The organism is Candidatus Binataceae bacterium, assembly GCA_035508495.1.
In the GTDB taxonomy this organism is placed as follows: Bacteria; Desulfobacterota; Binatia; order Binatales; family Binataceae; genus JASHPB01.
Genome location: DATJMX010000058.1, coordinates 1 through 25,773, shown reverse-complemented (window position 1 = coordinate 25,773; position 25,773 = coordinate 1). Strand labels below are relative to the sequence as shown.

At 61.6% G+C, this 25,773-nt stretch carries 22 protein-coding genes; 11 read left to right on the top strand and 11 right to left on the bottom strand.

The features are described from left to right. Positions 1 to 56 precede the first annotated feature (56 nt). From VMA09_18690 to VMA09_18675, 4 genes are all read right to left on the bottom strand, one after another. Positions 57 to 629 (bottom strand): hypothetical protein, encoded by a 573-nt coding sequence (locus tag VMA09_18690; GenBank protein ID HUA35645.1) that lies wholly within the window; start codon positions 627 to 629, stop codon positions 57 to 59. 620 nt (positions 630 to 1,249) lie between these two features. Then, positions 1,250 to 2,431 carry a CoA transferase gene (locus VMA09_18685; GenBank protein ID HUA35644.1) on the bottom strand — a complete coding sequence of 394 codons (1,182 nt, stop codon included), beginning with the start codon at positions 2,429 to 2,431 and terminating at the stop codon, positions 1,250 to 1,252. A gap of 36 nt (positions 2,432 to 2,467) precedes the next feature. Then, positions 2,468 to 3,631 carry an acyl-CoA dehydrogenase family protein gene (locus tag VMA09_18680; GenBank protein ID HUA35643.1) on the bottom strand — a complete coding sequence of 388 codons (1,164 nt, stop codon included), beginning with the start codon at positions 3,629 to 3,631 and terminating at the stop codon, positions 2,468 to 2,470. Continuing rightward, a complete protein-coding gene (locus VMA09_18675) occupies positions 3,631 to 5,370 on the bottom strand; it encodes a DUF4838 domain-containing protein (protein HUA35642.1) in 1,740 nt (579 codons plus the stop codon). Before VMA09_18675 ends, VMA09_18680 begins: the two co-directional genes overlap by 1 nt. A 226-nt stretch (positions 5,371 to 5,596) precedes the next feature. Between VMA09_18675 and VMA09_18670 the strand changes: the two genes are divergently transcribed. The 5 genes from VMA09_18670 to VMA09_18650 all read left to right on the top strand — a co-directional run bounded on the left by VMA09_18670 (position 5,597) and on the right by VMA09_18650 (position 12,184). Beyond that, a complete protein-coding gene (locus VMA09_18670) occupies positions 5,597 to 6,649 on the top strand; it encodes an Mrp/NBP35 family ATP-binding protein (protein HUA35641.1) in 1,053 nt (350 codons plus the stop codon). 2 nt (positions 6,650 to 6,651) lie between these two features. Next, complete coding sequence (locus VMA09_18665) at positions 6,652 to 7,413, top strand: glycosyltransferase family 2 protein (protein ID HUA35640.1); 762 nt, start codon at positions 6,652 to 6,654, stop codon at positions 7,411 to 7,413. 75 nt (positions 7,414 to 7,488) lie between these two features. Further along, positions 7,489 to 9,240, top strand: a complete 1,752-nt coding sequence (locus VMA09_18660; GenBank protein HUA35639.1) for an ABC transporter ATP-binding protein — start codon at positions 7,489 to 7,491, stop codon at positions 9,238 to 9,240. A 2-nt stretch (positions 9,241 to 9,242) separates the two neighbouring features. Further along, complete coding sequence (locus tag VMA09_18655; protein ID HUA35638.1) at positions 9,243 to 11,084, top strand: ABC transporter ATP-binding protein; 1,842 nt, start codon at positions 9,243 to 9,245, stop codon at positions 11,082 to 11,084. Between the two features lie 17 nt (positions 11,085 to 11,101). Then, positions 11,102 to 12,184 carry an aminopeptidase gene (locus VMA09_18650; protein ID HUA35637.1) on the top strand — a complete coding sequence of 361 codons (1,083 nt, stop codon included), beginning with the start codon at positions 11,102 to 11,104 and terminating at the stop codon, positions 12,182 to 12,184. Between the two features lie 7 nt (positions 12,185 to 12,191). On the opposite strand, the gene VMA09_18645 is transcribed toward VMA09_18650, so the two are convergent. The 3 genes from VMA09_18645 to VMA09_18635 are packed head-to-tail and all read right to left on the bottom strand — an operon-like array spanning position 12,192 to position 15,455. Further along, positions 12,192 to 13,391: an acyl-CoA dehydrogenase family protein gene (locus VMA09_18645; GenBank protein HUA35636.1), complete on the bottom strand. Its 1,200-nt coding sequence runs from the start codon at positions 13,389 to 13,391 to the stop codon at positions 12,192 to 12,194. Positions 13,392 to 13,419: 28 nt separating this feature from the next. Beyond that, positions 13,420 to 14,799: a serine hydrolase domain-containing protein gene (locus VMA09_18640; protein ID HUA35635.1), complete on the bottom strand. Its 1,380-nt coding sequence runs from the start codon at positions 14,797 to 14,799 to the stop codon at positions 13,420 to 13,422. Positions 14,800 to 14,834: 35 nt separating this feature from the next. Next, complete coding sequence (locus tag VMA09_18635; protein HUA35634.1) at positions 14,835 to 15,455, bottom strand: alpha/beta fold hydrolase; 621 nt, start codon at positions 15,453 to 15,455, stop codon at positions 14,835 to 14,837. A gap of 94 nt (positions 15,456 to 15,549) precedes the next feature. On the opposite strand from VMA09_18635, the gene VMA09_18630 reads away from it, so the two are divergent. The 4 genes from VMA09_18630 (at position 15,550) to VMA09_18615 (ending at position 18,677) form a co-directional block, all read left to right on the top strand. Continuing rightward, positions 15,550 to 16,005 carry a Mut7-C RNAse domain-containing protein gene (locus tag VMA09_18630; protein HUA35633.1) on the top strand — a complete coding sequence of 152 codons (456 nt, stop codon included), beginning with the start codon at positions 15,550 to 15,552 and terminating at the stop codon, positions 16,003 to 16,005. A 103-nt stretch (positions 16,006 to 16,108) separates the two neighbouring features. Further along, positions 16,109 to 17,401: a hypothetical protein gene (locus tag VMA09_18625; GenBank protein HUA35632.1), complete on the top strand. Its 1,293-nt coding sequence runs from the start codon at positions 16,109 to 16,111 to the stop codon at positions 17,399 to 17,401. A gap of 89 nt (positions 17,402 to 17,490) precedes the next feature. Then, positions 17,491 to 18,153 (top strand): class I SAM-dependent methyltransferase, encoded by a 663-nt coding sequence (locus tag VMA09_18620; protein ID HUA35631.1) that lies wholly within the window; start codon positions 17,491 to 17,493, stop codon positions 18,151 to 18,153. Continuing rightward, complete coding sequence (locus tag VMA09_18615; GenBank protein ID HUA35630.1) at positions 18,150 to 18,677, top strand: GNAT family N-acetyltransferase; 528 nt, start codon at positions 18,150 to 18,152, stop codon at positions 18,675 to 18,677. The genes VMA09_18620 and VMA09_18615 overlap by 4 nt, the downstream gene beginning before the upstream one ends. 169 nt (positions 18,678 to 18,846) lie before the next feature. Here the strand turns inward: VMA09_18615 and VMA09_18610 are convergent, their stop codons facing one another. From VMA09_18610 to VMA09_18595, 4 genes are read right to left on the bottom strand one after another with little or no spacing between them, the layout of a single operon-like run. Continuing rightward, positions 18,847 to 19,566 carry an acetoacetate decarboxylase family protein gene (locus VMA09_18610; protein HUA35629.1) on the bottom strand — a complete coding sequence of 240 codons (720 nt, stop codon included), beginning with the start codon at positions 19,564 to 19,566 and terminating at the stop codon, positions 18,847 to 18,849. Between the two features lie 31 nt (positions 19,567 to 19,597). After that, positions 19,598 to 20,074, bottom strand: coding sequence for a GFA family protein (locus VMA09_18605; GenBank protein ID HUA35628.1), 477 nt, complete (start codon positions 20,072 to 20,074; stop codon positions 19,598 to 19,600). Positions 20,075 to 20,089: 15 nt separating this feature from the next. Further along, complete coding sequence (locus VMA09_18600; protein HUA35627.1) at positions 20,090 to 21,217, bottom strand: LLM class flavin-dependent oxidoreductase; 1,128 nt, start codon at positions 21,215 to 21,217, stop codon at positions 20,090 to 20,092. A 41-nt stretch (positions 21,218 to 21,258) separates the two neighbouring features. Continuing rightward, on the bottom strand, positions 21,259 to 22,101 hold the full coding sequence (locus VMA09_18595; GenBank protein HUA35626.1) for a DegV family protein: 843 nt from the start codon (positions 22,099 to 22,101) through the stop codon (positions 21,259 to 21,261). A gap of 409 nt (positions 22,102 to 22,510) precedes the next feature. Between VMA09_18595 and leuS the strand changes: the two genes are divergently transcribed. Both leuS and VMA09_18585 read left to right on the top strand, forming a co-directional pair. Next, positions 22,511 to 24,946: a leucine--tRNA ligase gene (leuS, locus tag VMA09_18590; GenBank protein ID HUA35625.1), complete on the top strand. Its 2,436-nt coding sequence runs from the start codon at positions 22,511 to 22,513 to the stop codon at positions 24,944 to 24,946. 78 nt (positions 24,947 to 25,024) lie between these two features. Next, positions 25,025 to 25,773 (top strand): enoyl-CoA hydratase/isomerase family protein (locus tag VMA09_18585; GenBank protein HUA35624.1); only part of this gene is annotated, 749 nt, incomplete at its 3' end.

The following is a 25,773-nucleotide window of genomic DNA, read 5'->3' as shown; positions in this document are numbered from 1 at the left end:
AGATGCTCCCGCGAGAATCCAGTTAACGCCCATTATCTACACTAGGCTGCGATAAGCTACTCTGAGCAACTTTGCCACGCTTGCGATGGAGCGTTGTCGTAATCAAAACGAAAGCAGGCAAGGTCGGCGCATTCGTTGGAAAGATCGCTCGCCATAGCGCTGGTATGACCTGATACCCACAGGTTCAACTCACCGGCCATCTGCCTGGCAAGGCCGTTCAGTTCGGGAACGACCTTGATGTATAGCGCTTCCTCTTCGCGCCGGGCCGTGATGAAAGCACCCGGCCGCACCATCGAGGGGAACGCCTGCATCTTGAGATGGCTCTGCGGGCCCTCGACGATTTTCCAATCCGATGCGATCTCAATCGAAAGATGGCGCGGGAATTCGGGCACGAGCTTGCGAAACTGCACGTCGGTCGGCGACAACACTCCCTGGATACATCGATCGACTTCCTGCCAATAGCGATCGATCGCGGCCGCCGCCGAGCGCTTCGCCGCCGCGGTCTTGTACTGCCCGTTGGTCTGCACATGGATTCCGGCCGGCGTGATGAGGTCAGCATTGAATCCCCGGGGCGAGAGGTATTGCGCAAGCGCTGTCGATGAAGTGCGGCAAAGCAACAAGGCTCCCATCAAAATCAACCCGATCGAGCAACTTCTCACCGTCATACAAATCAACTGGCTGCCATCTAGTCCGTCATCCCGAGAGTTTGTGAAGAAGTGTCGGGGCTGCTCATGTTGCTGACTAGCGGCCCGTCCAATCCGTCATGGTGAGCAGCGCGAACGCAGTCGAATCCATGCCGGACAGCGTCGCGTTGAGCCGGTACCGGTTCCGAGCTCGCGAAGCTCTCCTCATTGTGCCTTTTGGGTTGTGGCGGGCTAAGCTGTAAGAAGCAAAGAATGGAAGGCAGCATCACAAAACCGGTACCGGCTGCGCTAACGCGCAACTGTCCGCGATGGATTCGACTGCGTTCGCTTCGCCCACACCGCTCACCATGACGCAAGGAGATTTCGCTTGAGCGGCTGCCGGAATCGAAGGATCTCGCAGGCCTCCGAAGGGGCCGGTACCGGCAAGCGCGCGTAGCGCTTTCCTTATTTCCTGATCAAGGGCGCTCACGCGCCCGCTTTCCGGAACCGGTCCCGACTCCGCGGGACCTCCGAGATCCTTCACTTCGTTCAGGATGACAGAGTCGACGGCAGCCATTGGCCAAAAGGGGACAAAGAACTGTCGATCGTATGACAGAAAGTCATCCTCAAATCACGCCGTCATCGCGGAGGTGTTCCAGCTCGGCGGCGTCGATTCCGATCGACGCCAGCACCTCCGCGGTATGCTCGCCGAGGACCGGCGGTCTCAGCGCGGGCTTGCTCTCATCCGATGCTTCCGAGAGCTTGATCGGCGTGCCTGCCACCTTGATCGCGCCGCGCGTTGGATACTCCGACTCGACCAGCGTGCGGCGCTCGAGCAATTCCGGATCGGCCGCCACTTCCTCCAACTGGCGCACGGGAGCGCAGGGCACGCCCGCCTCGATCAGCATCGCGATCATGTCGTCGCGGCGATGCTGACTCGTCCAGATCGATACCGCCTCGTCGAGCTCGTCGGCGATCCTGAGCCGCGTGCCGTGGTTGGCGCATCGCGGATCGGCGATGAAATCCTCGCGCCCAATCATCTTCGCGATGGTTCGCCAGTGCGCTTCGGTCAGGCAGAAGATGAGGATCTCGCCGTCCTGTGCGGGATAGATGTTGGTCGGACACGCGCCCCAATGCCGATTGCCGAGCCGCTTGAACTTCATCCCCTGCAGCGCCGGCGCGAGCGCGCTCGTGAGCGCGGGCACCGCCACTTCCAGCATCGCCACTTCGACCTTCTGGCCGCGTCCCGTTTTGCCGCGATGAATCAGCGCAGCGAGGATGCCGCTCGTCAGGTGGCTGCCGGTGCCCATGTCGATAAATGTCGCGGAGGTCTTAACCCCGCGATCGGGAAATCCCGTGATACTGATGAATCCCGACGAGGCCTGGATCGTATTGTCCATCGAGCCCAGCTTTGCCCACCTGCTGGTGGAACCGTAGCCCTTGCCGGAGGCATAGATGAGGCGTGGAAAACGCGGCTCGAGCTGCTCGTACGAGAGCCCGAACGATTCCATCACGCCCTCGAGATAGTTCTCGATCAGCACGTCGGCATCTTCGAGCAGCTTGAAAACGATCTCTCGCGCCCGCTCGTGCTTTAAGTTAAGCGTGACTGACTTCTTGTTAGCATTGAGCATCAGGAAGGAGTAGTTCGCGCCGCCGGGCAGGTCGGGCCGCCGCAGCACATCACCGATAACGGGCGGCTCGATCTTGATGATCTCGGCGCCCATGTAGGCAAGCTGCAGCGTGCAGTAGGGCGCGGCATACACCTGCCCGAAATCGATCACGCGGATTCCCTCAAGCGGCAACGACATCGCAAATGACTCCTTCCTTCTAAGAACCGCGCCAGCTTATCTCAAGAGCGATCGGGCGATCACCATGCGATGCACTTCGCTTGGGCCTTCGCCGATCCGGCGGATGCGCGCCTCGCGGTACCATCGCTCGAGCGGAAACTCTTTGCTCACACCGTAGCCGCCGTGGATCTGCACGGCGCGATCGATGACGCGGCCGAGCACCTCGCTCGAATAGAGCTTTGCGATCGACGCCTCAGTGCGAAAGTCTTCCTTGCGATCGGCCTTCCATGCGCCCTCCCAAGTCAGCCACCGCGCGGCGCGCAGTTCGACTTCCGAGTCCGCGAGCATCCACTGGATCGCCTGCCGTTTCGAGAGCAGCTCGCCGAACGTGCGGCGCTGCTTCGAGTAGTCGATCGCCATCTTGAGCGCGGCAACGCCGACACCGATATTGCACGCCGAGTATGGAAAGCGCAGGCGTGTCAGCAGATCGAGGCACAGGTCGAGGCCCCCATTCTCCGGTCCGAGGCGCTGCTCAACCGGCACCACGCAATCTTCGAGCTGAACCTCGTTGGGCAATGCCGAGGTGCGCAGCGTGCGAATCGGCCGCGCCCTGAATCCCTTCTGCCCCTTCTTGATGATGAAGCAGGTCACACCTTTGCGGCCCGCCTTGGGATCGGTGCGCGCGAATACCACGCCCCACTCCGCCTCATGCGCGTGCGAGATGAAAATCTTCGTCCCGTTGAGAACGTAGCTGTCGCCCTGGCGCACGGCGCGGCACTGGATGGCGTTGGCAGGATCGGAGCCGCCGCTCGGCTCGGTGATCGCAAAAAAGGTGAACCACGCGTTCTTGATCGTGCCGGCCGCGTAATGCTGAATCTGCTCGGGCGTGCCGGCGTAGATGACGGGCGGTGGAGTGCGCCCGAACACGCCGCACCCCGGGTTGTAGAGGCCCATGCGATGCTGCGCCATTTCCTCGGTCAGCACGCACATGTCGAAGGTGCCGAGCACCTGGCCACCGACTTCGCGCGGCGCGCCCATGCACCACATGCCGGCGACCTGGGTTTTCTTCGCCAGGCGCCAGTAATCGTCCTCGGGAATCTCGGCCGCATCGGGATCGACCTTGGCTTCGATCGGAATGATCTCGTCGCGGATGATGCGGCGGACCTGCTGGCGCGCCGCATCGAGCTCCGGCGCGATTGCGTAGCCGGTATCGTTGTCCATCAGAATATGTCCTCCGCGGGCTGCTGCCCCGCTCCGAGCGCTCTGCGCAAACCTCCTAACCAAAGCTCGCGCATCCATTCAAGGTCATACGGGCCCCAGGTTCCTTTGATCGGCGGATCGATGCGCCGGATATGCTCGATCGCGCCGTCGAGCTTTTTGATCGCGTCTTCGCCGCGCGGCACGTCGCGCGATTGCAACGCATCGAGATAGTCGGAGAGTCCGCCAAGGATCGCGGAGCTGAAGCGCCACAGCTCGCGCTCACTGTTGGTTAGCGGGCTGCGCACCGCGTTCGTGATCGATTCGGCCGCAGCGACCGCGCGTACGAAGATCGAAGAAGCCTGCGCCAAATCGGTGCGCTTCCGATCGCGGCGCGCGGGCTCGATCTTCATCACCGGCACAACGTCGCCGTAATCGAGAACCAGCTTCGAAGCAGCCGCGACTGTTCGATACGCCCCGGTCATCGCAGCACCGCATAGCGGGTGGCGGCCGTTCGCAGTATCCTTCACGACCGTCTCGGGATCGAAATCAACATCCCGCGAGCCGCGCACGAATGCTTCGAGATTGACGGGATAAGCGAGCGCGCTGTAGGCGCCGAAGGTCAGACACGAAATGCTCTCGATCCCGAGCGCGCGATAACACCTCAGATCGGCGGCGATCACCTGCGGCATCGCGAAACCGAGCCCGCTGAACAGGATCGAGTCGGCGTAGTACTCGAACACGTGGCCGCGGCCGTCGAACAGATCGATATAACGTTTCAGAGTATCGAGATAGCGCGGATTGATCTCGCACGATGCGTCGTCGATCGCGTGCACGTAGCATCGCTCGCGCGGCGCCCATTCGAACCACACATTGTCACGCGGCTTGAGCGCCGGATGCGGCTCGATTGTGTCGTGATAAGCGAGATACGCAACCGGCGGCGCGGACGCGTCTGCGCTGAGCGCCTCAGCAATTGCGTTCACGACCGCCATATACTGAAGCTGCGGCGAAAGCTCACGGCACGCGCCGCATCGGCACCACGCGCCCCGTTTCACATCGGCGCCCCAAATATGCAGGAGAGTGTTTTCCGGACAATCGCGCACGTACTTGAGCGCGCCCTCGCGCACGAGCTTCATCGCCGCGGGATTCGACACGCAAAGGTTGCCGGCCGCCATCCGCTCGCCGTCGTCGGTAGCGGGAAAGTATTCGGGGTGCGAGCCGAACTGCTCGCGCGGCAGCAGGGTTTGGAGGACATGACCGCCGTACTCGGCATCGATTCCACGCGAGGCAAGCAGCGGCGACAGCTCATCGATTTTAAGCCGCGTGTCGTGCGCGTGCCGGATGTAGGAGAACGCATTGATGCCGCGCCGCGCCATCCACGGAATGAACTCGCGATCGTGCTCGAGATGCAGCGCGAGGCGCTCGGGGAAGAGGTAGTTCCACGTCATGATGTCGGATACGAACGCCCGCCGTTTGAATGCTGGCGTCACGGCAAAGCTCTCGATCGCAGCTATTCTCCGAGCTTCGATGTGCGGAAAGATGGGTGGCGCGCCCACCGGGAATTGCGCGCCGAGATGTTCGAGGACGCTCGCTGCGGCGTGAATGAGTCCGCGCTCGCTCCCCGCGTGGATCGCTATAGCGTTTTGAGCATTGCGTGAAACGGCAAAACTATCGCCATCGAGCTTTTGGGCCGCTGCTGAATTTGAGGAGTCACCGCCCAGCTCGATTCGCATCGAATGCGATACGATTGACGAGTCGCGCACGGCATCAACTCGAACCCCTAGCATCGCGCGAAGGCCTGACTGAAGTTCGGTCGCGGCGCCGGCGGCACCTTCGCCATCCGCTGCGGCAAATCGAACTGTCAGATTCCCGGATTTCGACATCACCAGTCTCTCTGAAGCGTCGGCGCATCACATTTTTCCGGCGCTTCGGGGATGATAACATGATGGGACGAAAAAGCGCCTCTCACCGCGCGCGATTGGAAACCTGATGCCGAGTCCGCAGGAAATTCTCACCGAACTCAAGAAAATCAAATACCCCGGCTTCAGCCGCGACATCGTGTCGTTCGGCCTGATCAAGGATATCGAAGTCGCATTTGCCGGCGTGACCGTCGCGCTCGCCGCGACTACGGCCAAACCCGAAATCGTCGAGCAGATTGTTACCGAGGTTAAGCAAACTGTCGGGGCAATGCCGGGCGTGCCTGCCGTCAACGTTCAGATCGAGCAGGCGCCAGCGCCGCAGCAGCGTGCAGCTGCAATGCCCTCGCGCAAGCCGATTCCCGGCGTGAAGCACATCGTCGCCGTCGCGAGCGGCAAGGGTGGCGTCGGCAAATCTACAGTCGCGGTGAATCTGTCGCTCGCATTGAGCGCTCTTGGATGGCGCGTCGGTCTGATGGACGCCGACGTTTACGGCCCCAGTGTCGCGATGATGGTTGGAGTGCTCGAGGCGCCGAAGCTCACCGACGATCGGCGCATCATCCCGCTCGAACGCTACGGTATCCGCTACGTCTCGATGGCGCTGTTCATCAACGATGAAACGCCCGTCATCTGGCGCGGCCCAATGGTCACGAAGCTCGAGACCGAATTCCTGTTCAACGTGGAATGGGGCGAGCTCGATTGCCTCGTGCTCGACCTGCCACCCGGCACTGGCGATGCGCAGCTTACGATCACGCAACGGGTCGCGCTCGACGGCGGCGTGATCGTGACCACGCCGCAGGAAATCGCGCTGCTCGACGTCAAGCGCGGCGTTGCGATGTTCCAGGAAGTCAGCGTCCCCGTCCTCGGCGTGGTCGAGAACATGAGCTACTACGTGTGCCGCAAGTGCAGTCATCGCCACGAGATATTCGCGCATGGCGGCGGCGCTCGATACGCTGAGGAGTTGGGCGTGCCCTTCCTCGGCGAATTGCCTATCGTGCGCGAGCTGCGCGAAGGCGGCGACGAGGCGCGCCCGATCGTCGCGACGAATCCGGCGCATCCGGTGAGCGGAACCTTCAAAACGATCGCATCGAAAGTGATCGAACAGCTTCAGCATTCGACGAATTGACGATGAGCGAGCGGCCGAAGATCTCGCTGGTCACGCTGACCCACAACGAAGAGGCCATGATCGAGCAATGCCTCAAGAGTGCATGGTTCTGCGACGAACGGATTATCGTCGATTCGTTCTCGACTGATCGCACGGTTGAGATCGCTCGTGAAACCGGCGCGATTGTCCATCAGCGCGAATGGCCAGGATTCATGGCGCAGCGAACCTTCGGCGTCGAGCACGCGACTGGAGACTGGGTGCTTATCCTCGATGCCGACGAGCAGGCGACGCACGACCTTGGCAACGAAATCCTGCGCGCGGTTTCGTTGCCCGACGCCGCCGACGGCTATCGCATCCCGCGCATCCTCTATCACCTTGGGCAGTATTCGCCGCCTGGATCGATGCCAGATACTCCGGTGCGGCTTTTTCGCCGTGAGCGCTCGCAAATCGGCGGCCGCGATCCCCACGACAAAGTGATCGTGAACGGCAGCCTCGGCAAGCTCGAGCATCCGATTCTGCACTTCAGCTATAGCGACATCGCCGACCACGTCGCGACGATCAACCGCCTCAGCACGACCTCCGCAGAGGAGCTCGATGCCGACGGTCTGACCACGTTCCGGATGTTCGCGAATCCCGCCTGGCGCTTCATCAATTACTACTTCGTGCGCGGCGGATTTCTGCACGGCGCACACGGCTTATATGGCGCGGCGACCTCTGCTTTCTATGTATTCCTCAAGTACGCCAAGCTTTACGAGCGGCGGCTGAATGCCCGCAAATCGCTCTGATCGGCGCCGGCTGCCCAGAAAAAAGGCGCGATCTCTTTAATCGCGTAGCGTAACTGATAATTTGGGCTGGTTGGCATGAAACGCCTGTTCTTATACATGGGCCGCTACTGGCTGCGGTATTCGTTCGGGATTCTCTGTACTTTCGCGACCGCTACGCTCGCGATGATCATCCCGCTGTTCATCCGCGATGCGATCAACGCAACCCAGGCGGGCCATATTGAAATCGTCTCGCACTACGCCAAGCTGATGATGCTCGCGGCAATCGGCCTCGGCATCGTGCGATGGTTCTCGCGCTTCACAATCTTCAACATCGGCCGCGATATCGAGTATGACCTGCGCAACGATCTCTTCGAGCATCTGACCAGGCTCGGTACCGACTTCTACGAGCGGATGAAGACCGGCGACCTGATGTCGCGCATGATCAACGACCTCACCGCGGTGCGGATGCTGGTCGGGATGGGCGTGCTGACCTTCGCCAACACTCCTCTCTACTACGGCTACGCGATCGTGTTCATGGTTCATCTCAACTCGCATCTCACGATGTTCGCGTTGATGCCGTACGTCGTGCTGCTCATCGGAATCCGCTGGCTGACGCGCAGCCTCATGGCCAGAAGCCTCAAGGTCCAGGAAGGACTCGGCACCATCGGCGCCAAGGTCCAGGAGAGCCTAGCCGGAATCCACGTCGTCAAGGCGTACACGCTCGAGGAGCATGAGCGCGCGCAATTCCGCGCGATCAACGACGACTATAATGAACAGGGCCTCGCGCTCGCGCGCGTGCGCGGCGGCATGATGCCGATGATCCGCTCGGCGTCGGCCAGCGCCACGATGATCGTGCTGATCTACGGCGGTCGCATGGTGATGCTGCATCACATGTCGATCGGCGACCTGGTCGCATTCATGAGCTACCTCGGACAGTTGGCATGGCCCACGACCTCGCTCGGCTGGATGATCTCGCTCTACCAGCGCGGCAAAGCTTCGATGAAGCGGCTCGCCGATCTTTTCGACGTGAAGCCGCACGCCGCGATCGCCAACGGCGTCACGGAGTTGCGCGTGCGCGGCGCGATCGAATGGGACAACGTGTCGTTCAGCTACTTCGCGCGCGACGGCATGCCGACCAACGGCAAGACGCAATATGCGCTGCGCGATATCAACGTGAAAGTCTCGCCCGGCGAAAAGCTCGCGATCGTCGGCCGCACCGGCTCGGGCAAATCGACGATGGTCAAGCTGCTGGTGCATCTGCTCGACCCGACCGCGGGCCGCGTGCTGCTCGACGGCGCCGATGTGCGCCAGGTGCCGCTCTCCGCGCTGCGCCACGCAGTTGGGATGGTGCCGCAGGAGCCGACGCTCTTCTCCGACACGCTCGCCCGCAACATCTCGTTCGGCAAAACCAACGCCGACATGGCTGAGGTGGCAGGCGCCGCGCGTATCGCGGGCCTCGAGCCCGATATCGAGGCGCTGGCCAACGGCTTCGAGACGATAGTCGGCGAGCGCGGGATGGCGCTGTCGGGCGGGCAGAAGCAGCGCGTCACGATCGCGCGGCTACTCACCTATAATCCCGGCGTCGTGGTGCTCGACGATGCGCTCTCGAGTGTCGATACCGAAACCGAGAAATCGGTGCTGCACAGCCTCGAGGAAAGCGTGCGCGGCCGCACCACGATCGTCGTCGCGCATCGCGCGTCGACCGTTCGCGACGCCGATCAGATTATCGTGCTCGACGACGGCACCATCGCCGAGCGCGGGACACATGAAGAACTGATGATGCAGCACGGCATCTATGCCGAGCTGTTCCGCCGCCAGTTGATGGAAGAGGAGCTCGAGCAGTACTAGCGATGCAGATCGCCGAAGAACAACCGCTCGCGCGCGTATTGGATCGCGACCTGCTCAAGTGGGTGTGGACGTTCGTGCGTCCGTACCAGAAGCTGTTTTTTATCGCGACTGCGCTGATGCCGCTGAACTCGCTGTTCGGATTGGCTCAGCCGTACATCGTCAAGCTCACGATCGACATCTTCCTGGCCGACAATCACGCGCACAGTCCCCGTTGGCTGACCGACGTGTTCGCGATCGCCGGCGGCCCGAGCCTCGTCATCATGGGGCTGATGTATCTGACGCTAGTTATCGGCGAGTTCACGAGCAACTACGGCCAGTCGTATCTGACGATGATGGTCGCGCAGTATAGCCTCTCCGACCTGCGGCTGGCGCTGTTCCGACACGTCGAGCGGCTGCCGATGTCGTTCTTCGATCGCACTCCGGTCGGCCGCCTCGTGAGCCGTATGACGACTGACATCGACGGCATCAACGACATGTTCGCGCAGGGCTCGCTGACGATATTCGTCGATTGTCTGACGCTCGCCGGAATCATCGCGATCATGATGAGCCTCAGCCCGCACCTGGCCTTGTGGTCGTTCTGCGCGATTCCGCCGCTCGCGGTGCTGCTCAATTTCGTGCGCGTGAGATCGCGAATCGTGTTCGGCGAAATCCGCGATCGCCTCGCGGCGCTGAACTCGTATTTGTCCGAGGCGATCAGCGGGATGGTCGTGATTCAGCTCTTCACGCGCGAGAAAGAATCGCGCCGCGAGTTCGACGCGCTCAACCGCAAGAGCCGCGACGCGCAGATGATGGCGAATATCTACGACGCGGCGCAGTTCTCGTGCGTTGACGCGATAAGCTCGGTGACCGTCGCGATGATTCTATGGACCGGCGGCGGCAGCGTGATTCATCACGCGATCACGTTCGGCACGCTGGTCGCCTTCATCCAGTACGCGCAGATGTTCTTCATGCCGCTGCGCGAGATGTCGGGCAAATATACGGCGCTGCAGTCGGCGCTCGCGTCGGCGGAAAAGATCCACGCCGTGATGCGCGAGCCCGATGCGATCACGACTCCCGCCCAGCCGAAGCTGCCCGCGACGACGCGCGGCGGGATCGTTTTCGATCATGTCGTATTCGAGTATCGCAAGGGCGAGCCGGTGCTGCGCGATCTCAGCTTTACGGTCGAGCCGGGACAGAAGATCGCGATCGTCGGACCGACCGGCTCGGGCAAGACGACGATAATCAAGCTCCTGAATCGCCAATACGATGTGACCGCGGGCCGCATCCTCGTCGATGGGGTCGATGTGCGCGAGTGGGATCTCACCGCGCTGCGCCGCACGATCGGTTACGTGCAGCAGGACGTGTTCCTCTTCGCCGGCGACCTGCTCGAAAACGTGCGCCTCTCGCGAACCGAGCTGACCGAGGATCAAATCACGCTCGCACTCCAGCGCGCTCAGGCGATGCGCTTCGTCGAGCGGTTGCCGGACAAGCTGCACGAAATAATTCGCGAACGCGGCGCCAATCTTTCCGCCGGTCAACGTCAGTTATTGTCCTTCGCGCGTGCGCTCGCGTACGATCCTCGTATCCTCGTGATGGACGAAGCGACATCGAGCGTTGACAGCGAAACCGAGCGTCTGATCCAGATCGCGCTCGATGAACTGTTGGCCGATCGCACCGCGGTCGTGATCGCGCATCGTTTGTCCACAATTGAGCGCGCCGATCGCATCCTCGTGTTGAGCAGTGGCGTGTTGCGCGAGAGCGGGACGCACACCGAGCTGCTCAGCCAGCGCGGTATTTATTTCCGACTGTTCCAACTCCAATATGCCGCCGCGATCGAAAGCGCCGCTCGCCAGGCGGCTGACTAGCGCGAAAGCATCCTGCTGTGCGGCTTAGGCTGTTGGTTTTCATTCGCGGCGTGTTCGCGGCCACGGCGATCCTGGTCCTGAGCGGGTGCTACGCCGGATATCTCATGCGGGCCGCGTACGAAGGCGGCAGGATCCTGTGGAATCGTAAACCGATAAGCACCGAGCTCGCGAGTACCGACCTCTCCAAGGAAACGCGCGACAAGCTCGAAACCATTCTCGCCGTGCGCAAATTCGCAGCCGACGATCTGGGCCTCAACGTCGGCGGCGCTTACGAAACGATCGCGCCGGTGCACGAGAGCGCAATCATCCACGTGGTGATGGCAGCGCCGCGCAATTCGCTGGCACCTTACACATGGTGGTTTCCGATCGTCGGCAGCGTGCCCTATCGCGGCTACTTCGAGGAATCGCACGCGGTCGACGAGGCACGCTACCTGGAGGACCAGGGCCTCGACACGATGGTGCGGCCGGCGGTGGCGTTTTCGAGTCTGGGATTTTTCGACGATCCGGTGCTGTCGAACATGCTCAAGGTCGATCGCGTCGAACTGGCGGGCGTGATTATCCACGAGCTGTTCCATCGCACCTACTATCTCGCGAGCGATGCGATGTTCGATGAATCGGCCGCGACCTATGTCGGCAACGCGGGCGCGATCGCGTTCTTCACCAAGACCGAAGGCGCGGCGTCGGAGGATGCGAAGTCGGCGCGCGACGTCCTGGAAAGCGACATGATGTTCGCGGATTTTCTCGAACAGTCCGAGGCCGCGCTCCTGCGCATCTACATGCTGAATATTCCCATCGACGACATCCTGAAGCAGCGCCAGGTGGCGTTCGCGCAGATTCAGGCCAACTACGCAAAGCTCGAACCGTCGCTATCGGGGCTCGAGCGCTTCGACCTCGACAAGGAGCCGCTCAACAACGCCGTGCTGGTTAACTACCTGTTATATTTCCACGACCTGAAAAACTTCGCGAAGCTGAACCAGCAGAACAACAACGATCTGAGAGCGACGATCGCGCAAATAATCTCGCTCGCCAAAGCCCACGAGGAAGACCCCTTCTACGCGATCTGGCAAGCAACGCATCCCGCACCAACGGCTTCGCACTGAACAGCGGCTAGATGAATGGAAACGACGGGCGGTCTGCTTTGAGGAGCAGCCCACCGACTGTTTCCAGGGTCTTCCGTTGCAGGACGATGTGTTGACAGAAAGTGTCCGCGTCACGTAACGCCCGATCCATGGGGGAGCGCTCGGAATAAATCGCCGTCGAGCCGAGCAGGTCGTAAACCATCCTGATTACGTCACGCGCGGATTGTCCTGCATTGACGCGCGAGAGCCACGAGTCTGCACGCTCGGCGACCGTCGGCTCTTCGTGTTTCTCGAGTCGTTTCCATTCCTTTTCCATCGCAAGGAAAACGTAGGAACGAGCGGCGCTTAATTTCATTTCCGCTTCGGCAATGACGCTCTGAACGCGGCTGTTGTTTCGGTAAGGACGGCCCGATGGTTTCTCGACCCGTCCTGCCAACGTCTCAGTCGCGTAGTCAATCGCTGCGCGGGCGGCGCCGAGTGGAACGCCCGCGACCTTGGGCAGGAAATTCCTGACGCTGCGCCAGAGAACACCCGGGCGACGCGCTACTCGCATGTCGCATAGAAACCTCTCGGCGACGAACAGATCGTTCACGCGATAGTCATTGCTGCCAGTCCCTTGCAGGCCCGTGGTGTGCCAGTTGTCGATAACCTCGACATTGGATACTGGCGTCAGAAATGCGGACGTAAGCGGCGTGCCGCGTCCCCTTAGTATCGGCGCGCCGTTTTCATACAGAACGCAATTGAGCTCCACGACCTCAGCATGCGTGATACCCGAACCAAACGACCATTCTCCCGTCACGCGATAGCCATTCGGTACGCGCTCGGCGCGCCCCGTCGGCCAGGCGCTGCCGGCGGTCGCCATGTCGAGGCGCGGGTAAACCTCTCTGGCGTGCTGGTCTTCGAGAAAACCGGCGAAGAATCCCGAATCGCATCCGATCATCACGCACCATGCTGCCGACGCGTTGGCTTTCGCGATTTCCTCGATGATCTCGACCTGCTCCGCAGGGCACATTTCCGGACCACCCCACTCTTTCGGCATCATCAGGCGGAACATGCCGGCATCACGCAAACGCTCGGCAACCTCCTTGGGCAGCTTGCGAGCTTCGTCGATTGCGGCCGCCTTCTCGCGCAGGTAACCGCTGAGAGCCTTGGCGTTGGCATAGATGTCAGCCACGCTCATCGTCACGGTATCGGTCTGATGTCTCAGAGCGATCGATTGTTCTTGCATGTGAAATTTCTCCGAACGCAAATCGAGATCAATCGGTCTTTTGCAGGTGGCCGCCGAGCGCTGTCAGTTGGAAGCCGGCGACATTGCCATCGGCATCGAACTCGAAGATTAGCGGTTCGCCCGCGAACCTTCCTTCTCGCACGATAAAGACGTTGGGTTTGTCCGTGGCGATCATCGCGACGGGCGGAAGCGGCACGAGATAGGGATCCGGCGGAATCACCAGATGCAAACCGCCGCGGCGCCATTCGATGTGGAAGAGTGCGCCGAATGCCGGCAATCCTGTGTATCTGCCGAGAAGCGGTTTCAGATTCTCCGGCGCTGGCGTCGACGCCGGCGCGGAAATTTCCTTCTTCACTTCGCCGACCAGCATCTCGAGCGCTTCGAACGCGATCGTTCCCGAAGCGACGTTGCCCTGCTTGTTCGTCAGCACGATGACGCCGAGCTTGTGCGGCTTGTTGAACGCGACCATCGAGAGAAAACCCGGCACCGAGCCGCCATGATGCATGTAGATATTCTCGCCGAATCGCGACGCCATCCAGCATAGGCCGTAGCCGGCGAGCCATCCCGGCTCGACGAAAGATATCCGATGCATCTCACTCAGCGACTTTGCGCTGAGCACCTGCGGAGCGCCGCCATCCGCACCCCCACGGAGCTGTAGCGAAATCCATTTCGCGAGGTCCGTCACGCACGAGCGCAGACCCGCCGCCGCGATGTATCCGTTGGTCGGCGGGTCGGGCGCGATTGCGGGTGCATCCTGATAGCGCTCGGGCATGTATCCCGTCGCATTGCGCGGATTGCTCACGTCGAAGCCGCTCGATTCCATTCCCAGCGGCTCGAGGATCTGCCGCCGGATGTAGTCGCGATAGGAACGGCGCGAGACGCGCGCGATCACCTCGCCCAGCAGCACGAACGCGAGGTTGTTGTATTTGAACGTCGCGTCAGTCTCGAACACGACTTCGATCTTCGGCAGCATCGCGATAATTTCCGCGCGCGACGGGAACGTCATGTTCGACCAGTGCCCGGTGGGCGTCTCGCCAACAAGTCCCGTGCGATGCGTCATCAGGCGCCGCAGCGTGAGGTCTCGGATCGAGCCGTGGCGGCATCGGACCTTTTTGGCTTCGGGGATGTACTTCGTGACCTGCTCGTCGAGCGCGAGCTTGTCCTTGTCGCGGAGCTGCATGATCGCGGTCGCGGTGAAGGTCTTGGTGATCGAGGCGATACCGAAAATCGTGTCCGCATCCATCGCGCGGCTCGACGCGAGGTCGGCATAGCCGAACCCTCCCGACCACAGGAGTTCCTGGTCGCGCACGATGCCCACAGAAACTCCCGGCACGCCCTGCTGCGTCATCACCTGGTGGATGCGATCGGTAAGCCTCGGTAAGACGGTATCGATTAGCGCCTGGGACACTGGATCACCTCCCCTTCGAGGTTTTGCGGTGTGAGCTAGCCGATTACGGATTTGATCGCTGCGGAAAGCGCGTTCTCGTAGCCACCGAAGAAATGATCGGCGCCGGGCACCACCTGGAGCTGCGCTGCGCCATCGAGCTTCGTCACAAGTTCCTCGAGTTTGGGAATCGGCGAGTAGGAATCGCGATCGCCCGACGCAAGCAGGATCGGCTTCAACGCGCGATCCGTCGATAGCGGCGGAAGCATCGCGATCGGCAATGCGACCGCGATAATTTGCCGCACATCGGCGGCGCGCAACCCGGCTTCCATCGCGACCGCGGCGCCGAACGAATATCCGGCCATGACAGCATTTTCGGCACGCACACCATCCTGCGACTGAAGGAACGTCAGCGCCTGGAGCGCGTCATCGATCTCACCCACGCCGCCGTCATGCTCACCTTCGCTCGCGCCGACGCCGCGGAAGTTGAAGCGCAGCGTCGCGTAGCCAAGTTGCCAGAGCGGAGCGAGGATCGCCTCGACGACATTGTTGAACATCGAGCCGCCATAGAGTGGATGCGGATGGCATACCACGGCCGCCCGCGCGCCGCCGCCCGGATTCGCGACGAGTCCTTCGAGAGCCAGGTCACCCGCGGCAAAAGTGATGTGTTCTTCGTTCATCAAGACCTCCGCCCGGCGCCGCACGCACTTAAAGTATCACTTGAAGTCGCGCCGCCAGCCAATTCGCATCCTTCCTATAGTACACTCCACCGATATGGAGGAGCCCCCGAAGCTTGCTGCCGATCGGATGCTGATGCGGTTGGGGCGATGGTTGCGACTGCTGGGCGCCGATGTCGTCACGGATGCGCAGTCGGATGGGGCGCATCTGCTCGCTCGCGCTCGAGTTGACGGCCGGCTGATGCTCACCCGCGACAAACGCCTTCGCAGCGCGAGCGACGTCATCTTTATCGAGGCGAACGATCTCCGCGCGCAGCTTCGCGAGGTGCTCGCGCGAGTTCCATTCGATACGCGACAGTTCGCGCTTACACGATGCTCGCGATGCAATCTGCTGCTCCGCCCAGTCCCGCGCGAGATGTTGTCGCGCCGGGTTCCGCCCTTTGTCTTCGCCAGTCAGCATAAGTTTTCGGCGTGCGACGGATGCGGCCGGATTTATTGGCGCTCCACGCATCCGGAAAGAATTTCGCGGTTACTCGACTCTATCGGGTTCTGAGATCGCTTCTTCGCGAATCGCCGTTGCGCTACGGCGGCAAACGCGACTATAAGATTTTGGGGAACGCTGAATACGACTTTCTGATTCAGCGTCGTGGGGACATATGAAGAAAGTCAGCGTTTTCGCTCCCGCGTTGGCGTTCATCCTGGGGACTGCGCTCAACGCTCACGCCGTGTCGCTGACGCTCTCGGGTAACTCCGCGAGCCTGCAGATGGACAATGCCCAAGTCGTCTACGGTAGCGACAGCAACGGCGAATCCCAGGTAATCACGGCGGTAGGTCTGCCCTCGCCCGATGACGGCAAGGTGACAGAAGTCGGCGTGCCCTCGATGATGCCCGACGGGCGCGTGCTCTTCGGCGCCGAGATTCAGCCCAACAAGCCCAACCTCGTCGCGCACTGGAACATTTATATCGGCGATCCCGACGCGCCCGTATGGAATCGCGTCGTCCCGGTGATTCCGCCCAAGGCGCTGACTGCCGGCGAATGCACGCCGGCGTTTCGCGGCGATCCATATCCTGTCGCCGATGCTGAAGGGAACATCGCGTTTATCTCGGCGCAAGGTCACGGCCGTGACGCGCTCTTCATCTATTCGCACGGCGAGCTCACATGCCCGGTGAAAGCCGGTCAGAAGACCAGCGATGGCCATGAGATCGCCGTGCTCGGCTTCGGCAGCCAGCAGATGGGCGATGGCGGTGACGTGGTTTTTAATGCGTTTCTCAACCCGGACCCACCGAAAAATCCCAAAGATCCTGCTCCACCTCATCGCCAGGCGCTGCTGTTGCTCTCGAAAGGCGGGGTGAGCGAGCTTGCCGTCGAAGGCGACTACGGCCCAAACCATACGCAGTATCAGCGGCCGTTCGGCCTGCCCGCGGCGGTCAACTCGACGACCGGTACGATGATCGCGTTCACCGCCAAGACGCCGCAAGGCGGCGCGCTCTTCGTCTACAACCAGGGCACGATGACGCGCATCCTGCCAACCGGTACGCTCACGCCTCTCGGTCCGATTACCTACGTTTCTCCAGGCCGGCCGGGTTTGATGGCTGATGGCACGACGGCCGTGCTGGCGGGATGCGCCCGGACGCCGGCGATTTTCCGACTCAACCGCCAGCATCTCGACGTCGCCCTGTCGCGCGGCGAGTTGACGCCGATCGGAACGCTACTCGAGTCGCTTGGTGATCCGGTGCTCACTGCCAATGGCTCGATGCTGCTCGGCGCGACCGACTCCGATGGCCGCGAGAAGCTCTACATGCTCGACGGCGACGATACGCTGTCCGAAGTCGGCGAGTCGGAGGTAATTCATCGCATCGCCTTCACCGCGCATCACCGGCACAGTATCTTCACCGGGACGCTGTCGGCGAATCAGCACGGCGACTTCACCTATCTCGGCGGCAAGTAAGATAAGGCTCTATAGATCGCGATGCGGCGCAGTCACGCGGCTGCGCCGCATCCTTTTCTGGAGTTGGCGTTCCTGCAATCTTAGGTTCCATGGCAGATCGAGCTAAGTACGTCACCCTGAGTCCGAAACTCTACGATTATCTCGTTGGATGCGGCCACAATGGCGATCCATTGCGCGCGGAACTCGCCAACGAAACCGCGAAACTCGGCGCGATCAGCATGATGCAGATCGCGCCCGAGCAGGGCACGCTGATGGGCCTGCTGGCGGGCGCGATCGGAGCGCGCTCGGCGGTCGAAGTCGGCACCTTCACGGGATACAGCGCGTTGTGCGTCGCGCGTGCGCTGCCCAACGACGGTAAGATGCTGTGCTGCGATGTGAACGCGGAATGGACGTCGATTGGCAAGCGCTACTGGGAGCGCGCCGGCGTCGCGGGCAAGATCACGCTCAAGCTCGCCCCCGCAACCGAGACCCTCGCAGCGTTGCCCGCGAACTATCCGATCGACTTCGCATTCATCGACGCGGACAAGTCCAACTACCGCAACTATTACGAAGAAATCCTGAAGCGCATGCGTCCGAACGGTCTAATCCTCATCGACAACGTGCTATGGAGCGGCGCGGTGATCGATGACTCGAATCAGACCGATGACACCAAGGCTATCCGGGCGCTCAACGATTTCATCGCGAAGGACCAGCGCGTCGAGGCCGTGATGCTCGGAGTATCCGACGGTCTGACAATCGTTCGCAAGAAGTGAGCAGCCAGGCGCAGCGACTCGAGACGGCGCGCCTGATCGGAACTCCGCTCGGCGAGTCGGACTTCGGCGTCCTGCGCCTGCTGCATTCAGATCCGCGCGTCACCGCGACGCTGACGACCGACGGCAAACCGCTCGCTGAAGCATCGACGCGCGACTTCCTCGCGCAAGCCGCAGATCACTGGCGCAATCACGGCTTCGGGCTTATGGCTTTCCGCGATCGTACGAGCGCCGAGTTCATGGGCTATTGCGGCATCAAGCACGCGACCGTCGAAGGCACCGAGGTCATCGAGCTCGCCTACGCAGTGCGCGCCGATCAGCAGCGCAAAGGCTACGCAACCGAAATGTCGCGCGCCTCACTGCGATTCGCTTTCGACGAGCTGCACCTCAACGAGCTGGTAGCATTCACGCTCCCGCACAACCAAGCCTCGCGCCGAGTAATGGAATCCTGCGGCTTCCAATACGATCGCGACATCACCCACACGGGCTTGCCTCACGTGCTTTATCGCCTGAATCGTCAGTCCTGACTCCGAAAAAAACAGTAGGGTGGGCGTCCCTGCCCGCCATTGATTGCGCGAGCCGAACGGCTCGCACCTCCTTTTTTGGCAGACATCGAGGCGCGCGGCGCGCCATCTTAATGGCGGGCAGGGACGCTCGCCCTACTGGATTTTTTTAAAGCAAAGGGCCTGGAGCTAACTACTGGATCGGATTAGCTGCCGCGAAGGTGCGGGTGCCTGTGGCGACCTGGGCGCTTACGATGTTGCGGCAGTTCAGCGTATGCCAGATGCTATCGCGATCTCCGGGATATTCGATTCGCGCGTTTTTGCAGATCGCGGCGCGATCGATTTTTAGATCGTGCGGAGTCATCACGAGCTGGGTCGTGCCATCGTCCTTGGTGCGAATTGCGTCAACGTGATCGAATGCGAGCCGGTTGGGCTCGATCGTTTGCAGCAGCGGCATTATGACTTCGATCAGGGGTCCTTTGTCGTCGGCGATCAGCGCACGGGCGTGATTGATATCGACCTCGAAGTCGATCTTGCCGAGCGTTGTCGGATAGCCACGCTCGAAGAGTCCCGCGCCGAGAACTTCAGCGTTGTTCGTTATCGACGCCGCGACGAAACCGGCGGGCAGCATGTTGAGGCGGCATCCGAGTGCGATGAACGCTTCGCGAAATGGACCGATGGGAGAATCGAAGGGAGACTCGGGAATGTCGAAAACGACGATCCGGCAATAGGCCGGCGTCGAGCGGCAGTACTCGGGCGGCAGGCGATCGAGCAGCACATCCTTGCGCACTTCGAAAAAGACATTGAGCATCGTCGTGTGCTCGCAGGTCCACGGCAGCGCGGGAAAGTCTGGGCGTGCTTTCGGCAGATCGATTCGATAAAGCTCGTGGCGGGCTCGTCCTTCGTCGGGCACGATCACAACTCCTGCGCGCTCGGGCGCTTGCTCACTTCTTGTTTTTCTTCGTTGCGGACTTCTTCGGCTTCCTGGGTTTCTTCGCGCTGGCGCCGGGCATGATGAAGTCCGGCGGCGCCGCCTCATCGAACTGCTTGAGCGTGGCGCCGATCTCATCCCAGTCGGCTTTCGATTTTGTCCATACGTGCGCGACAGGATGCGCACCGCCCGAGTTTTCGAGCAATCCGAGGCGGATTCGCACGATCTGCGGCGCGCCTGCGACCAATCCGAACACCGGCGAGCCGCATCGCCGGCAGAATGCGCGCGTGCCGCCTTTCGATGATTCGTAACTCTTAATCGATTTGCGGCCCGCGACGATTCGAAACGCCTTCGCATCAACTGAGGCATTGGTCGCAAACGCCGAGCCCGACGCGCGCCGGCACAACGAGCAATGGCACTGAACGACCGGGCCGAGCGCGCCATCGATTTCGTAGCGCACCTTCCCGCACAGGCAATGTCCCTCAAGCATCGGCGATTCTCGCGATCAAGCCGGCATGGGCGGCGCTTCGGGACCACCCTTGCTGGTATCGCGGGCCTCGAGCTTCTTGTCGTCCGCAAACACCGGCATCACGTACTTGGCGAAGCGCTCGAGGCTCGCCAGCACCTTATGCTGCGGAATCTGCTGATCAAAATTGATCATGCAGCAGACGCGCTCGACGCCCGCCTCTTCCCAGTAGCGCAGGTTCTCGATGATCTGGTCTGGAGTGCCGACCGGAAAGCCCTCGTTCAGCGAGAAGATCTCGGCCTGGCTGAGCAGCGCCGTGGCATTGGCCTGCGCGGTGTAGGCGTTCGAAGGATAGATTCCGCCGAGGCCGACCAGATGCGCCGCGGTGCGGAAGAAATGGAACGCCGCCGCGCCGCCCACGGCGCGCGCTTCGTTTTCATCTTCGCCGCAATACAGCCAGCTAGCAGCGTTGACCTGGTTGTTAACGAACTTCCCGACCGGATCGCAATTCTTGATGATGCGCCGATAATCCGCGATGAGCCGTTTGTAGTCGGCCGGCGTTCCCAGCGTCACTCCCAGCATCCCGATGCCGCGCTCGGCAGCCTGCACTGCAGTCTCGGGCGACGACACCGCCACCCACATCGGAGGATGCGGATCCTGGATCGGCTTGGGCAGGATGTTGCGCGGCGGCATCTTGAAGTACTTGCCGTTCCACTCGAACTCCTCTTCAGTCCACATTCGCGGGATGGCGCGGATGACCTCGTCCCACATCTCCTTGGTGTTGTCGGGATCGATGCCGAAGCCGCCGACCTCGGCCCACGTCGCCGAGCGCCCGGTGCCGAACTCGAGACGACCGTTGGAGATCAGGTCGAGCGCGGCCGCGCGCTCCGCGATTCGCGCCGGATGGTTCATCGGCGGCAAGCATACCGAGATACCCTGGCCGATATGAATCTTCTTGGTGCGCGCCGCAGCCGCCGCGAGGAAAACCTCGGGCGCGGACGAATGCGAATACTCTTCGAGAAAGTGATGCTCGACTTCCCAGACCTGGTCGAAGCCGAGTTCATCGGCAAGCTCGATTTGCTCGAGCGCCTGATGATAGGCGCGCAGCTCCGATTTACGATCCCACGGCTTCTGCACCGAGTGTTCGTAGAAGATTCCGAATTTCATGCGCACGCTCCGTTGCGGCTTGCGACTTCAAACTTCGAAGTTCAGTTGAGCTTCATCAGACTCGGACAGTATCCAAGGCCGACGGTCCCCGGTCCACAGTAGGCGCCGGCGGACGGACCCAGCTCAGTGACAATCAGGTTGCGGCACTTGAGGCGCTTCTTCGCCGCTTCGGCAAGATCCTCGGCGCCGCGAGCGTTATCGCCGTGCGTCACGACGACAGTGGCTTCGGCACCGGCAAGCTCGGATTCGGCGCGCCTCAGCATCGCCTCGATATTCTCGGCCTGTGTCCTGGCCTTGCCGACGACGGCGACTCGCCCCCATATGCGGATAAGCGGCAGCATCCCGCGCAGGCTGCCGACTTCCATCTCGTAAATCGAGATGCGGCCGTCGCGCTGCAGGTACTCGCTCGTAACGGGCGCGTAATAGCTGTCGATATGCGGAGTCGCGTCCTCGATCGCGGCGATCACTTCGGCGCCCGTCGCGCCGCGCGAGGCCATCTCGGCGGCCTCGATACAAACCGCACCGAGGCCAGTCAGAGCGCGACCGGTATTGAGGACATCAACGCCGATCTGATTGTCGCGCTTGGCGACGACCGCGGCCGAATACGCCGAGGTGTACGTCGAGCACGATTCGAATGGATTGATGAGACAGAGAATGTTCTGCGCGCGCTCGTGCGAGCGGCGATAGGCGGCAAGAAAATCCGCCGGCATCGCAGCGGCGACCACAGGCAGGCGCGGCTCGCCCGGCAGACGCCGGTAGAACTCCGCGCGCGGCAGTTTCGTATCGACAAAGAACTCGGTCGCAAACGCAACCTGCAGCGGCGCGATCTCAATCCCGAGCCGCGCAGCCTCGGCGGCCGGAAGATCGACGCTGCTGTCACTCACAATGCCAAGAGCCTGTGCCACTTTAACGCACCGATTCGACGATAGCGCTCAAATGCGAATAACCCGCGCATCGAAGTCGGTCAAGCATGGCTGTCCTCTCTCCTTGTCCAAGGAGAGGGCGAGCAAGAGGTGCAACGCCTCGTGTTCAGCGCGCGCCGACTCTTATGCAACTCCTTGGGAGTCGCTGTCGAGAATCAACATTTAACCGCATACCGACGTGGGCCTCTTCGCTTGCCCCTCCTTCGACAAGGTGAGGGAATCAGAGAAGGATCTACCAACAATCGAATGGGCCGCGCTTGCGAATCCTGCCCTCGGATTACTGAGAGATCGCGCTCGTGGTTGGACGAGTTCGACCGGCACGGTAAACTTGACCATTCGAGTTTGAACGAGGGAACGCGGGCGGATTTTGATGGACGAACGTTACGACCCTAAGAAGATCGAACCACGCTGGCAGGCGGAATGGGATCGCACGCAGCTTTACCTGACGCGCGAGGAGCCCGGGCGGCCCAAGTTCTACGTGCTCGAGATGTTCCCCTACCCTTCCGGTGCGGGCCTGTCCGTCGGCCATCTTCATAACTACGTGCCGTGCGACGTGATCGGGCGCTACAAGCGGATGGCTGGCTTCAACGTACTGCATCCGATGGGCTGGGACGCGTTCGGACTGCCGGCCGAAAACGAAGCGATCCTGCGCGGATCGCATCCGACGGAAACCGTTCCGCGTTACGCCGCCAACTTCAAGCGCCAGCTCACGATCTCGGGGTGCGCCTACGACTGGACGCGCGAGATCAACTCGTCGTCGCCCGAGTACTACAAGTGGACGCAGTATTTCTTCCTGATGCTCCTGAAACGCGGGCTCGCGTACCGCGCGATGGGCTCGCAATGGTGGTGCGATCTCTGCCGCACGATCCTCGCCAACGAGCAGGTCGTCAACGGATGCTGCTGGCGTCACACGGACAATCCCGTCACCAAGAAAGACCTCGAGCAGTGGTACATCAAGATCACTGCCTACGCCGATCGCCTGCTCGACGATCTGGATCAAATCGATTGGCCCGAGCCGATCAAGCTGATGCAGCGCAACTGGATCGGCCGCTCCGAAGGCGCGGAGCTTGCCTTCCCGGTTCCGGGGCATCAGGGCAAAGAAGTTCGCTTCTTCACTACTCGGCCCGATACCGTCTTCGGTGTATCGTTCATGGTCCTCGCTCCGGAGCATCCGTTAGTCGCCGAAATTACGACTGATAGTCAGCGCAAGGCGGTCGATGAATACGTCACGCAGGCGCGGCGGCAGAGCGAGATCGAGCGGATGTCGACCGTGAAAGAAAAGTCCGGAGTCTTCACGGGCGCATACGCGCGCAACGTATTCACCAAGAAAGACATCCCGATCTGGATCGCCGACTACGTGCTGATGGGTTACGGCACCGGCGCGATCATGGCGGCGCCCGGGCAGGATCAGCGCGACTACGAATTCGCCAAGAAGTACGGTCTCGAAATTCCACGCGTCACCGCTCCTCTCGATGGCAGCGAACTGGCGCTGGATCGTGCGTTTACCGAATACGGCGTCGCGATCAACTCGGGATTCCTCGATGGTAAGCCTACCGCTGAGGCGCTCACGGAAGTCGCCGCGTATGCTGAGCGCAGCGGTATCGGCAAAGCCACTATCAGTTATCGGATGCGCGACTGGCTGATTTCTCGGCAGCGCTACTGGGGATGCCCGATTCCGATCGTGTACTGCAAGACCGACGGTATCGTGCCGGTGCCCGAGGATCAGCTGCCCGTGCTGCTGCCTCCCATGAAGGAATACCTGCCGTCGGGGACGGGGCGCTCTCCGCTCGCGAACGTGCCCGAATTCGTCAACACGACGTGTCCCAAGTGCGGTGGTCCGGCCGAGCGCGAGACCGACACGCTCGACGGCTTCGCCTGTTCGTCGTGGTACTTCATCCGCTTCGCCTCGCCGCACGAATCGTCAGTGCCCTTCGCGCGGCACGCGGTTGACTACTGGCTACCTGTCGATCTCTATGTCGGCGGCGCCGAGCATGCCGTGATGCATCTGCTCTACGCGCGGATGTGGACCAAGGTGATGTTCGACTCCGAGCTCATCAACTTCCAGGAGCCATTCCCCGTGCTGCGCAACCAGGGCGTCGTGTGGGCGCCCGACGGCCAGCGGATGTCGAAGAGCAAGGGCAACGTCGTCACTCCCGACTCGATGATCGAGAAATATGGGGCAGACGCGCTGCGGCTCTGGGAGCTCTTCATGAGCCCGTTCGACGAGGCGACCAACTGGAACGAGAACGGCGTCGGCGACATGCAGCGCTACCTCGTGCGCGTGTGGAACTTTGTGCGCAAGTACGTCGCGGCGGGAAGCCCCGAAGGTGCGCCCTCGGCCGAGACGATCAAGCTCGCGCATCAGACGATCGCGAAGGTCACAGACCTGGTCGAGCGCCTGCGCTTCAACACCGCGCTCGCCGCGATGATGGCGCATCTGAATCATCTCGCGAAGCTCGCGCCCGATCAGATGAACCGCTTCCTCGTCGAGTCGTATCTCGTGATGCTCGCCGCGATGGCGCCGTATATCACCGAGGAAATCTGGCGCGAGCTGGGCCACTACAAATCGATTCATCTCGAATCGTGGCCGAAGTTCGACGCGGCACTGACGCGCGAGGACGCCGTCACCGTCGTCGTGCAAATCAACGGCAAAGTGCGCGATCGATTGCAGGTCGCGGTCGGCGCGAGCGAAGAAGAAGTGCGCGACCTCGCGATGAAGAGCGAGGCCGTGACGCGCAACCTCAACGGCAAGCCGCCCAAGAAGTTCATCTACGTGAAGGACAAGATGCTGAGCATCGTCGCGTAGCTCGCCGCCGAAACTTGGAGGCGGCGGGATCGCATGCGATGCTGCCGTCGTCCGCAAATCTCTTCCGGAGTTATCGCGATGGCCGACGAAGTGCTCAAAGTTTCACGCCAGCAGAACTACGCCGTGCTCACGCTCAATCGGCCCGAAAAGCGCAACGCGCTCAATCAGCCGATGATCGAGACGCTCAACCGCACTCTCATCGAACTCGAACGCGACAAGGAGATTCGCGCGCTGCTGCTGCGCGGCGAAGGCGCGAGCTTCTGCGCGGGCGTCGATCTCAAGGAAGTCGATGAAGCGGCGGGCGGTCACAATGTCGCGTCGCTCGAGGGCACGTTCGGCAGGCTCGAGAAATTCCCCGTTCCTACCATTGCGGCGGTGCAAGGCGCGGCGCTCGCGGGCGGCCTCGAGCTGGCGCTGCATTGCGATCTGCGTATCGCGTCGGAGAGCGCGCGCCTCGGCATGACGCTGGGCAAGGTCGGCCTGATGGTGCCGTACGATTTCACGCGCAAGCTCATCGAGATTTGCGGCGCGGCGAACACGGCGATGATTCTCTACTCGGCGGATCTCTTCGACGCCGAGCAGGGCTTGAAAATGGGCCTCGTACAGCAGGTGGTAAGCGACGCAAAGCTCGCCGATGCGGCGACGGCGATGGCGACAAAAGTCGCAGGCAATGCACCCCTCTCGCTGCGCGCGATGAAGGCCACGGTCCGCCGTTGCATGTCGGAGACATTCGACGCCTGGCACGACGACATGCTCAGGATGGCGCGCGAAGTGCGGCAGAGCGCTGACGCCAAAGAAGGCGTCCGCGCATTCCTCGAAAAGCGCAA